The sequence below is a fragment of the Pseudomonas sp. B707 genome, from assembly GCF_022496685.1.
GTDB classification, from domain to species: Bacteria; Pseudomonadota; Gammaproteobacteria; order Pseudomonadales; family Pseudomonadaceae; genus Aquipseudomonas; species Aquipseudomonas paraglycinae.
In genome coordinates, this window is sequence record NZ_WTVE01000026.1 from 198,053 (window position 1) to 210,862 (window position 12,810).

The window sequence follows — 12,810 nt, forward strand, 5'->3', positions numbered from 1 at the left end:
TTTGAATGATCTCTACCTTGCGACGTGGCCTGTTGGTGTTGCTTGCGGCACTGCCGCTGGTGGCTAACGCCGTGGCGGCACAATCGGCGCACGATCTGGTTCAGGACACCACGAACCGGATGCTCGCCGATCTGTCGGCCAATAAAGAGAAGTACAAGCGGGATCCGCAGGACTTCTACACCGCGTTGAACACCATCGTCGGGCCGGTCGTGGATGCCGAGGGCATTTCCAAGAGCATCATGACGGTCAAGTATTCGCGCAAGGCAACCCCGGCGCAGATGAAGACCTTCGAGGAAAACTTCAAGCGCGGCCTGTTCCAGTTCTACGGCAACGCCTTGCTCGAGTACAACAACCAGGGCATCACCGTCGATGCACCCAAGGATGAGTCGGGCGACCGCACCAGCGTCGGCATGACCGTCAAGGGCAACAACGGCGCGATTTATCCGGTGTCGTACACCCTCGAGAAGATCAACGGCGAGTGGAAACTGCGTAACGTGATCATCAACGGCATCAACATCGGCAAACTGTTCCGTGACCAGTTCGCCGACGCGATGCAGCGCAATGGCAACGACCTGGACAAGACCATCAACGGCTGGGCCGGTGAAGTCGCCAAAGCCAAGCAGTCGGCCGAGCAGAACGAGAAGCCAGCCCAATGACCGAGTCGGCCATTCGTCTGGACGAAGCCAGTGAGCTGCAGCTCAGCGGCGTGCTGGATTATCGCACCGCCCCTGACCTGCGCGAGCAGGGCAGGGCGCTGATCAAGTCGTGCAATGCCCCGGCATTGGTGATCGATTGCTCGGCGGTGGAGAAGTCCAGCAGCGTCGGTCTGTCGCTGCTGCTGTGCTTCATTCGCGATGCCAAGGCCGCCGGCAAGGCGGTCAGCATCCGCGGGATGCCCGAAGACATGCGTGAAATTGCTCAGGTCAGCGAACTGACCGAGCTGTTGGCGCAACCCTGAACCCGCATCTATAGAGAAGCCCCCCGTCAGAGTCCTGCGCAGCGGGGTTCGCAGGCGCGGGGCTTTTTTGTATGATGTCCGACCCGTGCGCACAGGGCGCCGATTGAGGTTGAGCATGCAGGCCGTAGAAGTGAAGAGCTTCCTTGAAGGAAAGCTGCCAGGAACGCTGGTGGAAGTTGAAGGCGAAGGCTGCAACTTCCAGCTGAACGTGATTAGTGATGAACTGGCGGCGTTGAGCCCGGTCAAGCGTCAGCAAAGCATCTATGCCCATTTGAACCCTTGGATCGCCGATGGCAGCATCCACGCGGTCACTATGAAATTTTTCAGCAGCGCGGCCTGGGCCGAGCGCACCTGAGCCCTAGGGCGTCGAGATTCTTATGGATAAATTGATTATTACCGGTGGCGCTCGTCTTGATGGCGAGATCCGCATCTCCGGGGCGAAGAACTCCGCCCTGCCAATCCTGGCCGCCACCCTGCTGTGCGATGGCCCGGTTACCGTTGGCAACCTGCCGCACCTGCACGACATCACCACCATGATCGAGCTGTTCGGTCGCATGGGCATCGAGCCTGTGATCGACGAAAAGCTCAGCGTCGAAATCGACCCGCGCACCATCAAGACCCTGATCGCTCCGTACGAACTGGTGAAAACCATGCGTGCCTCGATCCTGGTGCTGGGCCCGATGGTCGCACGTTTCGGTGAAGCCGAAGTCGCACTGCCTGGTGGCTGCGCCATCGGCTCACGTCCGGTCGACCTGCACATCCGTGGTCTGGAAGCCATGGGCGCGGTCATCGACGTCGAAGGCGGCTACATCAAGGCCAAGGCCCCTGAAGGCGGCCTGCGCGGCGCGCACTTCTTCTTCGATACCGTCAGCGTGACCGGTACCGAAAACATCATGATGGCTGCTGCTCTGGCCAAGGGCCGCAGCGTACTGCAGAACGCCGCTCGCGAACCTGAAGTGGTCGACCTGGCGAACTTCCTGAACGCCATGGGCGCCAAGGTATCCGGTGCCGGCACCGACACCATCACCATCGACGGCGTCGAGCGTCTGGGTTCGACTTTCTACAAAGTCATGCCTGACCGTATCGAGACCGGCACCTATCTGGTAGCCGCTGCAGTCACCGGTGGTCGCGTGAAGGTCAAGGACACCGATCCAACCATTCTCGAAGCGGTTCTGGAAAAGCTGCGTGAAGCCGGCGCCGAAATCACCAGCGGCGAAGACTGGATCGAGCTGAACATGCACGGCAAGCGTCCGAAAGCGGTCAACGTGCGCACCGCGCCGTACCCGGCGTTCCCGACCGACATGCAGGCGCAGTTCATCTCGCTCAACGCCATTGCCGAAGGCACCGGTGCGGTCATCGAGACGATCTTCGAAAACCGTTTCATGCACGTCTACGAACTGCATCGCATGGGCGCCAAGATCCAGGTCGAAGGCAACACGGCCATCGTCACCGGCACTGAAATTCTCAAGGGCGCGCCGGTCATGGCTACCGACCTGCGTGCTTCGGCCAGCCTGGTGATTTCGGCCCTGATGGCTGAAGGCGATACCCTGATCGACCGCATCTACCACATCGACCGTGGTTACGAGTGCATCGAGGAAAAACTGCAGATGCTGGGCGCCAAGATCCGTCGCGTTCCGGGCTAGTCGCTGCATCTGGACACAGGGAAGTGTCCGTTGAATTCGTTTTGATCGGGGGTGGTAACGCCCTCGATGTATGTCCGGCGCCGATTGCGACCGGACATGAGTACCTTGATAAGGACTGACGTTTCCCATGTTGACCATCGCACTGTCCAAGGGCCGCATCCTTGACGACACCCTGCCGCTTCTCGCCGAAGCGGGCATCGTGCCGACCGAGAATCCGGACAAGAGCCGCAAGCTGATCATCCCCACGACCCAGGAAGACGTTCGCCTGTTGATCGTGCGTGCCACCGACGTGCCGACCTATGTCGAGCATGGCGCGGCCGACCTCGGCGTTGCCGGTAAAGACGTGCTGATGGAATACAGCGGCCAAGGCCTGTACGAGCCGCTGGATCTGCAAATTGCCCAGTGCAAGCTGATGACCGCCGGCAAGGTCGGCGCGGTCGAGCCCAAGGGCCGCCTGCGCGTCGCCACCAAATTCGTCAACGTCGCCAAGCGTTACTACGCCGAGCAGGGTCGTCAGGTCGACATCATCAAGCTGTACGGCTCGATGGAACTGGCACCGCTGATCGGTCTGGCCGACAAGATCATCGACGTGGTCGACACCGGCAACACCCTGCGTGCCAATGGCCTGGAACCTCAGGAACTGATCGCCACGATCAGCTCGCGTCTGGTGGTCAATAAAGCTTCGATGAAAATGCAACACGCCCGAATCCAGGCGTTGATCGACACCCTGCGCAAGGCAGTGGAGTCTCGACACCGCGGCTGATGTACCTGCGCGACGTTAAGTCGCGCCCGTCTATCCGCCTCATAGCCAGAATCTCAGGTGCCCAAGCGGAAACGACTGCTAAGTTAGGGCGCCTGAGTTTTTGCCATTCCTATGAGGCTCTCGCTATGACCGCACCGACTGCAATTCGCCGACTCAACGCTGCTGACCCGGATTTCGCGCATCATCTGGATCATCTGCTGAGCTGGGAAAGTGTGTCTGACGACTCGGTCAATCAGCGGGTGCTGGACATCATCAAGGCTGTACGCGAGCGCGGTGACGCGGCACTGGTCGAGTTCACCCAGAAATTCGACGGCCTCGAAGTCGCTTCGATGGCGGACCTGATCCTGCCGCGCGAGCGTCTGGAACTGGCCCTGACCCGCATCACTGTCCCGCAACGCGAAGCGCTGGAAAAAGCCGCCGCCCGCGTGCGCAGCTATCACGAAAAACAGAAGCAGGACTCCTGGAGCTACACCGAAGCCGACGGCACGGTGCTGGGCCAGAAAGTCACGCCACTGGATCGCGCCGGTCTGTACGTGCCGGGCGGCAAGGCGTCGTACCCGTCGTCGGTGTTGATGAACGCGATTCCGGCCAAGGTCGCCGGCGTGACCGAAGTGGTCATGGTGGTGCCGACCCCGCGCGGTGAGGTCAACGAGCTGGTGCTGGCGGCGGCGTGCATCGCCGGCGTCGACCGGGTGTTCACCATCGGTGGCGCGCAAGCCGTTGCCGCATTGGCCTATGGCACCGAAAGCGTGCCGCAGGTGGACAAGGTCGTCGGCCCGGGCAATATCTACGTCGCCACGGCCAAGCGTCACGTATTCGGTCAGGTCGGCATCGACATGATCGCCGGCCCGTCGGAAATCCTCGTGGTGTGCGACGGCCAGACAGATCCGGACTGGATCGCCATGGACCTGTTCTCCCAGGCCGAGCACGACGAAGACGCCCAGGCGATTCTGGTCAGCCCGGACGCAGAGTTCCTCGACAAGGTCGCTGCCAGCATCGACAAACTGCTGCCGACCATGGATCGCGCGACCATCATCGAAACCTCGATCAACGGCCGTGGTGCCCTGATTCACGTGCGCGACATGGCCCAGGCCATCGAAGTCGCCAACCGCATCGCGCCGGAACACCTTGAACTGTCTGTCGCCGACCCGCAGGCCTGGCTGCCGCAGATCCGCCACGCCGGTGCGATCTTCATGGGCCGCCACACCTCCGAAGCGCTGGGCGACTACTGCGCAGGTCCGAACCACGTGCTGCCGACCTCCGGCACCGCGCGTTTCTCCTCGCCGCTGGGCGTGTATGACTTCCAGAAGCGTTCGTCGATCATCTTCTGCTCCGAGGCCGGTGCTTCGGAACTCGGCAAGACCGCATCGATCCTGGCCCGTGGCGAATCGCTGAGCGCCCACGCGCGCAGCGCCGAATACCGCATCAAAGACGAAGTGAAGGGGAACTGAACATGAGTAAATTCTGGAGCCCGTTCGTCAAGGATCTGGTGCCGTATGTGCCGGGCGAGCAGCCGAAGCTGACCCGTCTGGTCAAACTCAACACCAACGAAAACCCGTACGGCCCGTCGCCAAAAGCCCTGGCGGCGATGCAGACTGAACTCAACGACAACCTGCGTCTGTACCCGGACCCGAACAGCGATCTGCTGAAAAACGCCGTCGCCAAGTACTACGGCGTACAAAGCAATCAAGTGTTCCTCGGCAACGGTTCGGACGAAGTGCTGGCGCACATCTTCCACGGTCTGCTGCAACACGATCAGCCGATCCTGTTCCCGGACATCAGCTACAGCTTCTATCCGGTCTATTGCGGCCTTTACGGCGTCAAGTTCGACGCGGTGCCGCTGGATGCGCAGTTCCAGATCAACCCGGCGAACTACGCCAAGCCGAACGGCGGGATCATCTTCCCCAACCCGAACGCGCCTACCGGTTGCCTGCTGGCGCTGGAAGCGGTCGAGCAGATCCTCAAGGCCAGCCCGGATTCGGTGGTGGTGGTCGACGAGGCCTACATCGACTTCGGCGGCGAAACCGCGATCAGCCTGGTCGATCGCTATCCGAACCTGCTGGTGACCCAGACCCTGTCCAAGTCCCGTTCGCTCGCGGGCCTGCGGGTCGGTCTGGCGGTCGGCCATCCGGACCTGATCGAGGCGCTGGAGCGGATCAAGAACAGCTTCAACTCCTACCCGATCGATCGCATGGCGAATGTCGGCGCGGCGGCGGCGTTCGAAGACCGCGATTACTTCGACAAGACCTGCGCATTGGTCATCGAGAGTCGCGAGTGGGTGGTTGCGCAGTTGCAGGCCAAGGGCTTTGAAGTGCTGCCGTCAGCGGCGAACTTCATCTTCGCCCGGCATCCGCAACACGATGCGGCGGGGCTGGCGGCCAAACTGCGTGAGCAGGGCGTGATCGTGCGCCACTTCAAGCAGGAGCGGATTGCCCAGTTCCTGCGGATCTCGATCGGCACGCCGGAGCAGAATCAGGCGTTGATCGACGGTCTTGGCGAACTCTGATCAGCCGCCGTAAAAAAGGGAGCGAATTCGCTCCCTTTTTTTGTGCTTCAGTTTTCTTCCTTTTCCTTGACCGGAGCAGGCGGCGGACGCAGACCGATCTCGGCGGTCAGCTTCAACTCCTTGCCATTGCGCATCACCTGAATCGTGACCTTGTCGGTCGGCTTGATCCGCGCCACCTGGTTCATCGATTTGCGGCCATCACCGGCCGGTTCGCCGTCAATGCTCAGGATCACGTCACCCAGTTGCAGACCGGCCTTCTGGGCCGGACCGTCGCGGAAAATCCCCGCCACCACGATTCCCGGACGTCCGGACAGGCCAAACGATTCGGCCAGTTCCTGAGTCAGCGGTTGCACTTCAATGCCCAGCCAGCCGCGAATGACCTGACCGTGCTCGATGATCGACTTCATCACTTCCATCGCCAGTTTCACCGGGATCGCGAAGCCGATGCCTTGCGAGCCGCCGGACTTGGAGAAGATCGCGGTGTTGATGCCGGTGAGGTTGCCGTTGGCGTCGACCAGCGCACCGCCGGAGTTGCCCGGGTTGATCGCCGCGTCGGTCTGGATGAAGTCTTCGTAGTTGTTCAGGCCCAACTGGTTGCGGCCGGTGGCGCTGATGATGCCCATGGTCACGGTCTGGCCGACGCCGAACGGGTTGCCGATGGCCAGTGCGACGTCGCCGATGCGGATGTTGTCGGAACGGCCGACGGTGATCGATGGCAGGGTTTTCAGGTCGATCTTCAGGACCGCGAGGTCGGTTTCCGGGTCGCTGCCGATCACTCGGGCCAGGGTTTCGCGACCGTCCTTGAGCGCCACGACGATCTGGTCGGCGCCGCTGGTGACGTGGTTGTTGGTCAGGATGTAGCCTTCCGGGCTCATGATCACGCCGGAGCCGAGGCTCGATTCCATGCGCTTCTGCTTCGGCGAATTGTCACCGAAGAAACGGCGGAACTGCGGGTCTTCGAACAGCGGATGGCTTGGCTTGTTGATGACTTTGGTGGTGTAGAGGTTCACCACCGACGGCGCGGCGATGGTCACCGCGTCGGCATAGGACACCGGCCCCTGCTGCACGCTGGTGGTCTGCGGGGCCTGTTGCAGGTTGACGTCGAGGCTCGGAAGCCCGACCCACTGCGGGTAACGCTGAATAATCAACAGAGCGATAAGCACGCCGGCCAACAGCGGCCAGCCGAAAAAACGCAGCGCCTTGAGCATTAAGCACGTCCTGGAAAAGTTGCAGGCGGGGTCAGACCGCCCATAATGTCGCGCATTATACGAGGCCGCGCGTGCCTCTGAACGGGATATTTAGGAGTCTTTCATGGCCGTCGCCCTGAGCACCCTGGTCGAAGAAGCCGACCGTTACCTCGGCAGTGCGAAAATTGCCGATTATTGCCCCAACGGCCTGCAGGTCGAGGGCCGTCCGCAGGTGATGCGCATCGTCAGCGGCGTCACTGCCAGTCAGGCGCTGCTCGATGCCGCCGTCGAGGCCGAAGCCGATCTGGTGCTGGTGCATCACGGTTATTTCTGGAAGGGCGAGAACCCGTGCATCACCGGCATGAAGCAGCGCCGACTGAAGACGCTGCTCAAGCACGACATCAGTCTGCTCGGTTATCACCTGCCGCTGGATCTGCACCCGGACGTCGGCAACAACGTGCAATTGGCCCGTCAGCTGGACATCACCGTCGAGGGGCCACTGGATCCGGACAACCTGAAGATCGTCGGTCTGGTCGGTTCGCTGAGCGAGCCGATGACCCCGCGTGACTTCGCCCGCAAAGTGCAGGAAGTCATGGGCCGCGAGCCGCTGCTGGTCGAAGGCAGCGCGATGATCCGTCGGGTCGGCTGGTGCACTGGCGGCGGCCAGGGTTACATCGACAACGCCATCGCCGCCGGCGTCGATCTGTTCATCAGCGGTGAAGCCTCCGAGCAGACATTCCACAGCGCCCGGGAAAACGACATCAGCTTCATCGCCGCCGGCCACCACGCCACCGAACGCTACGGCGTGCAGGCGCTGGGCGACTATCTGGCGAAGCGTTTCGCCCTCGAGCACATCTTCATCGACTGCCCGAATCCGATCTGACTTTTGCCTGAAAGCACCCGAACGGGCGGGCATATTCATATACCCTTTCGATCTAGTTGGCGTCCTGATTAGAAGAGGTCGCTGTGCTAGGATTCCTCGCTCGAACACGGCCCGCTGGCCGTTCATAAGAAAGCTTTCGTGAGTAGCCATGGTCGACAAACTGACGCATCTGAAACAGCTGGAGGCGGAAAGCATCCACATCATCCGCGAGGTGGCCGCCGAGTTCGACAACCCGGTGATGCTGTACTCCATCGGTAAAGACTCCGCCGTGATGCTGCATCTGGCACGCAAGGCGTTCTTCCCGGGCAAACTGCCGTTTCCGGTGATGCACGTCGACACCCGCTGGAAATTCCAGGAAATGTACAAGTTCCGCGACAAGATGGTCGAAGAGCTTGGCCTGGACCTCATCACTCACATCAACCCCGATGGCGTGGCGCAGAACATCAACCCGTTCACCCACGGCAGCGCCAAGCACACCGACATCATGAAAACCGAGGGCCTGAAGCAGGCACTCGACAAGCATGGTTTCGACGCCGCTTTCGGCGGTGCCCGTCGCGATGAAGAGAAGTCCCGCGCCAAGGAGCGCGTCTACTCGTTCCGTGACAGCAAACACCGCTGGGACCCGAAGAACCAGCGTCCCGAGCTGTGGAACGTCTACAACGGCAAGGTCAACAAGGGCGAATCCATTCGTGTGTTCCCGCTGTCGAACTGGACCGAACTGGACATCTGGCAGTACATCTACCTCGAAGGCATCCCGATCGTACCGCTGTACTTTGCGGCCGAACGCGAAGTGATCGAGAAGAACGGCACGCTGATCATGATCGACGACGAGCGCATCCTCGAGCACCTGTCCGACGAGGACAAGGCGCGCATCGTCAAAAAGAAAGTGCGTTTCCGTACCCTTGGCTGCTACCCGTTGACGGGCGCGGTGGAGTCCGAGGCCGAAAGCCTGACGGACATCATTCAGGAAATGCTCCTGACGCGAACTTCCGAGCGCCAGGGCCGGGTCATCGACCACGATGGCGCAGGCTCGATGGAAGACAAGAAACGTCAGGGGTACTTTTAAGCTTCGAGTTACAAGCCGCAAGCTGCAAGTTAAAGGCGGTATGCGTAACTTTGCAGTTTGGTGCTTGCAGACGGTTGCTGTGAGCCGGAATCGGATGGCTCGTAATGGATTTCGAGAAGCTGGTTGTTTGGCAGCGAAGCAAGTGTCTGGCAGTGGGGATCTACAGAGAGTTCGCACGATGTGGGGATTTTGGATTCAAGGACCAAATCACCCGCTCAGCACTTTCAGTGCCTTCCAATATCGCCGAAGGCATGGAGCGTCGTAGTACCAGAGAAAAAATTCATTTTCTTTGGGTTGCGAAAGGCTCTTGTGGGGAGTTGCGAACCCAGGTCCTTATTGCTCGAGACATTGCATACATCGCAGATCCGCTGGCTGAAAACTGGATTATGGAAACTCGCGAGCTTTCTCGAATGCTGGGCGGGTTGATTAACAAAATTTCTGACTAGCTGTACGCCGACAAGCTTGCCGCTTGAAGCTTACAGCTCGGAGCTTGAATGCAATGAGCCACGCATCTGATTTGATCAGCGAGGACATCCTCGCCTACCTGGGCCAGCACGAACGTAAAGAGCTGCTGCGCTTTTTGACCTGCGGTAACGTCGATGACGGCAAGAGCACCCTGATCGGGCGCCTGCTGCACGACTCGAAGATGATCTACGAAGATCACCTCGAAGCCATCACCCGCGATTCGAAGAAAGTCGGCACCACCGGTGACGACATCGACCTGGCATTGCTGGTCGACGGCCTGCAGGCCGAGCGTGAGCAGGGCATCACCATCGATGTCGCCTACCGCTATTTCTCCACCGCCAAGCGCAAATTCATCATCGCCGACACCCCCGGCCATGAGCAGTACACCCGCAACATGGCCACCGGTGCGTCCACCTGTGACCTGGCGATCATCCTGGTCGACGCCCGTTACGGCGTGCAGACCCAGACCCGTCGCCACAGCTTCATTGCCTCGTTGCTGGGCATCAAGCACATCGTCGTCGCCATCAACAAGATGGACCTCAAGGGCTTCGATCAGGGCGTGTTCGAGTCGATCAAGGCCGACTACCTGAAGTTCGCCGAAGGCTTGAAGATGAAGCCGACGAGCATGCACTTCGTGCCGATGTCCGCTCTCAAGGGCGACAACGTGGTGAACAAGTCCGAGCGTTCGCCGTGGTACACCGGCCAGTCGCTGATGGAAATCCTCGAGACCGTAGAAGTGGCGGGCGACCGCAACTTCACCGATCTGCGTTTCCCGGTGCAGTACGTCAACCGTCCGAACCTGAACTTCCGCGGTTTCGCCGGCACCCTGGCCAGCGGCATCGTCAAGAAGGGCGACGAAGTCGTGGTCCTGCCGTCGGGCAAGAGCAGCCGCGTGAAATCCATCGTCACCTTCGAGGGTGAACTGGAACACGCAGGTCCTGGCCAGGCGGTAACGCTGACCATGGAAGATGAGATCGACATCTCCCGTGGCGACCTGCTGGTCCACGCCGACAATGTTCCGCCAGTGACCGACAGCTTTGAAGCGATGCTGGTGTGGATGGCTGAAGAGCCGATGCTGCCGGGCAAGAAATACGACATCAAGCGTGCTACCAGTTACGTGCCGGGCTCCATCGCCAGCATCGTCAACAAGGTCGACGTCAACACCCTCGAAGAAGGCCCGGCGAGCGCGTTGCAGCTCAACGAAATCGGCAAGGTGAAGATCGCGCTCGACGCGCCGATCGCCCTCGACGGTTACGACAGCAACCGCACCACCGGCGCGTTCATCGTGATCGACCGTTTGACCAACGGCACCGTCGGCGCCGGCATGATCGTCGCTCAGCCGGTGACCCATGGCACGGCTACGCACCACGGCAAACTGGCCCATGTAGCGACCGAAGAGCGCGCTCAGCGTTTCGGTCAGCAACCGGCCACCGTGCTGTTCAGCGGCCTGTCCGGTGCGGGCAAGAGCACCTTGGCGTATGCGGTCGAGCGCAAGCTGTTCGACCTCGGTCGTGCGGTGTTTGTGCTGGATGGTCAGAATCTGCGTCATGACCTCAATAAGGGGCTGCCGCAGGATCGCGCGGGTCGCACCGAGAACTGGCGTCGTGCCGCGCATGTGGCGCGTCAGTTCAACGAGGCGGGTCTGCTGACGCTTGCGGCGTTTGTGGCGCCGAGTGCTGAAGGTCGTGAGCAGGCGAAGGATCTGATTGGCAAGGAGCGTTTGCTGACGGTTTATGTTCAGGCTTCGCCGACTGTGTGCGCCGAGCGTGATCCGCAAGGGTTGTATGCTGCGGGTGGCGATAACATTCCGGGTGAGTCGTTCCCGTATGATGTGCCGCTGGATGCTGATCTGGTGATTGATACCCAGTCGTTGTCGCTGGATGAAAGCGTGAAGCAGGTGTTGGATCTGTTGCGTAAGCGTGGTGCGATTTAAGCGTTAGCTGCGAATGAAAAAGCCCGCCGATGAGTGATCATTGGCGGGCTTTTTTTTGGGTTGTTTGGGGTGAATATCCGTTTTTTCTGGTGCTGCGGCTGGCGGTTCCGCTCTTACAGCGGGTCACTTTTTCAAACGCCAAAAAGTAACCAAAAGGCTGGGCCCCGGCGTTCGGCACCTCGCTGTGGCTCGGTGTTCCTTCGTTCCGGGATTCATCCGGGGGCATCGCCTACGGTTTGCTTCGCTGCACCTCCTCTCGATGCATGCGGCTGCGCCGCACGGTCGCTGCGCTCCCACCCCCGGATGAATCCCTCCACTCAGCCGGCCGAAGGGGCCGGCACGTCAAGAGCGGTACTCGAGCTAACGCTCATTGTGTTGAGTGGTGGGAGGCGAAAAGCCAAAAACTGAAAGCGAACTGTTTTCCTGTGGGAGCCAGCCTGCTGGCGATGGCGGCCTGACAGACGACCAATTTCTGTCAGGTGTTCCCACAGGGGGGATCAGCGTCGGTTGGGATATTCGCGGTGCATCTGCTCGAGCAGCGCATCCTTGTCTTGCCACAATTGGTTGATCCAGCCCTGGAATTGCAGGCGGTATTCGCCGTCCTGGTCGTAGTTTTTGCCGATGTACTGCGGTGGGATTTTCAGTTCTTCGAAGTGCACTACTACGTCTCGGACGTTGCCGCACAGCAGGTCCCAGAAGCCAGGGCGTCCGCCGGGGTAGTGGATGGTGACGTTGACGATCGATTCCAGTTGTTCGCCCATCGCATCCAGTACGAAGGCAATGCCGCCGGCCTTTGGTTTGAGCAAGTATTTGAACGGTGATTGCTGCTGCGCGTGTTTGCCCTCGGTGAAGCGTGTGCCTTCAACGAAGTTGAAGATGCCTACCGGGTTGTCGCGGAATTTCGCGCAGGTCTTGCGAGTGGTTTCCAGGTCTTTGCCTTTCTTTTCCGGGTGTTTTTCCAGGTACGCCTTCGAATAGCGCTTCATGAACGGGAAGCCCAGTGTCCACCACGCCAGGCCGATGACCGGGACCCAGATCAGTTCCTGTTTGAGGAAGAACTTCAGCGGCTGGATGCGTCGGTTGAGCACGTATTGCAGCACCAGGATGTCGACCCAGCTCTGGTGGTTGCTGGTGATCAGGTACGAGTGCTGGTAGTCCAGGCCTTGCAGGCCGCTGAGGTGCCAGCGGGTGCGGCGCACCAGGTTCATCCAGCCTTTGTTGTTGCTGATCCAGGCTTCGTGGGTGTGGCTCATCAGCCAGCGCGAGGCGCGGCGTGCGAGGTCGAACGGCAGCACTTTGATCAGCGCCACGAGAAACAGGAACGAGCACAGCAGGATCGTGTTCAGCGCCAGCAGCAGCGCGGCGATCACGCCGCGCAGGGTGGCAGGGAGGAAAGCCAGCATCGG

Annotated in this window: 13 protein-coding genes; 11 read left to right on the forward strand and 2 right to left on the reverse strand. The window is 60.5% G+C overall.

Features of this window, described 5'->3' with window-relative positions; translation table 11 throughout:
- Nucleotides 1-5: 5 nt before the first annotated feature.
- The 7 genes from GQX66_RS15770 (at nucleotide 6) to hisC (ending at nucleotide 5,870) form a co-directional block, all read left to right on the forward strand.
- Entirely contained in the window at nucleotides 6-656 is a 651-nt protein-coding gene (locus GQX66_RS15770; RefSeq protein ID WP_085746932.1) for an ABC transporter substrate-binding protein, read from the forward strand.
- Nucleotides 653-958: an STAS domain-containing protein gene (locus tag GQX66_RS15775; RefSeq protein ID WP_085698468.1), complete on the forward strand. Its 306-nt coding sequence runs from the start codon at nucleotides 653-655 to the stop codon at nucleotides 956-958. The genes GQX66_RS15770 and GQX66_RS15775 overlap by 4 nt, the downstream gene beginning before the upstream one ends.
- Nucleotides 959-1,073: 115 nt before the next feature.
- Nucleotides 1,074-1,313 (forward strand): BolA family protein, encoded by a 240-nt coding sequence (locus GQX66_RS15780; RefSeq protein ID WP_039769303.1) that lies wholly within the window; start codon nucleotides 1,074-1,076, stop codon nucleotides 1,311-1,313.
- A gap of 22 nt (nucleotides 1,314-1,335) precedes the next feature.
- Nucleotides 1,336-2,601, forward strand: a complete 1,266-nt coding sequence (gene murA, locus GQX66_RS15785) for a UDP-N-acetylglucosamine 1-carboxyvinyltransferase (protein ID WP_085746933.1) — start codon at nucleotides 1,336-1,338, stop codon at nucleotides 2,599-2,601.
- Nucleotides 2,602-2,728: 127 nt separating this feature from the next.
- Complete coding sequence (gene hisG / locus GQX66_RS15790; protein WP_085746934.1) at nucleotides 2,729-3,364, forward strand: ATP phosphoribosyltransferase; 636 nt, start codon at nucleotides 2,729-2,731, stop codon at nucleotides 3,362-3,364.
- Between the two features lie 125 nt (nucleotides 3,365-3,489).
- Entirely contained in the window at nucleotides 3,490-4,815 is a 1,326-nt protein-coding gene (gene hisD, locus GQX66_RS15795) for a histidinol dehydrogenase (RefSeq protein WP_007953552.1), read from the forward strand.
- A gap of 2 nt (nucleotides 4,816-4,817) precedes the next feature.
- Nucleotides 4,818-5,870 carry a histidinol-phosphate transaminase gene (gene hisC, locus GQX66_RS15800; protein ID WP_240869982.1) on the forward strand — a complete coding sequence of 351 codons (1,053 nt, stop codon included), beginning with the start codon at nucleotides 4,818-4,820 and terminating at the stop codon, nucleotides 5,868-5,870.
- Nucleotides 5,871-5,917: 47 nt separating this feature from the next.
- Here the strand turns inward: hisC and algW are convergent, their stop codons facing one another.
- Nucleotides 5,918-7,078 carry a Do family serine endopeptidase AlgW gene (gene algW, locus GQX66_RS15805; protein ID WP_236189806.1) on the reverse strand — a complete coding sequence of 387 codons (1,161 nt, stop codon included), beginning with the start codon at nucleotides 7,076-7,078 and terminating at the stop codon, nucleotides 5,918-5,920.
- Nucleotides 7,079-7,181: 103 nt separating this feature from the next.
- On the opposite strand from algW, the gene GQX66_RS15810 reads away from it, so the two are divergent.
- From GQX66_RS15810 to cysN, 4 genes are all read left to right on the forward strand, one after another.
- Nucleotides 7,182-7,940 (forward strand): Nif3-like dinuclear metal center hexameric protein, encoded by a 759-nt coding sequence (locus GQX66_RS15810; protein ID WP_085746939.1) that lies wholly within the window; start codon nucleotides 7,182-7,184, stop codon nucleotides 7,938-7,940.
- 148 nt (nucleotides 7,941-8,088) lie between these two features.
- Nucleotides 8,089-9,006: a sulfate adenylyltransferase subunit CysD gene (cysD, locus tag GQX66_RS15815; protein WP_007912374.1), complete on the forward strand. Its 918-nt coding sequence runs from the start codon at nucleotides 8,089-8,091 to the stop codon at nucleotides 9,004-9,006.
- A gap of 104 nt (nucleotides 9,007-9,110) precedes the next feature.
- On the forward strand, nucleotides 9,111-9,452 hold the full coding sequence (locus GQX66_RS15820; protein WP_039769318.1) for a four helix bundle protein: 342 nt from the start codon (nucleotides 9,111-9,113) through the stop codon (nucleotides 9,450-9,452).
- Between the two features lie 53 nt (nucleotides 9,453-9,505).
- Entirely contained in the window at nucleotides 9,506-11,404 is a 1,899-nt protein-coding gene (gene cysN, locus GQX66_RS15825) for a sulfate adenylyltransferase subunit CysN (RefSeq protein WP_085666894.1), read from the forward strand.
- 497 nt (nucleotides 11,405-11,901) lie between these two features.
- On the opposite strand, the gene GQX66_RS15830 is transcribed toward cysN, so the two are convergent.
- A complete protein-coding gene (locus GQX66_RS15830) occupies nucleotides 11,902-12,807 on the reverse strand; it encodes an acyltransferase (protein ID WP_102686875.1) in 906 nt (301 codons plus the stop codon).
- Between the last annotated feature and the right edge of the window lie 3 nt (nucleotides 12,808-12,810).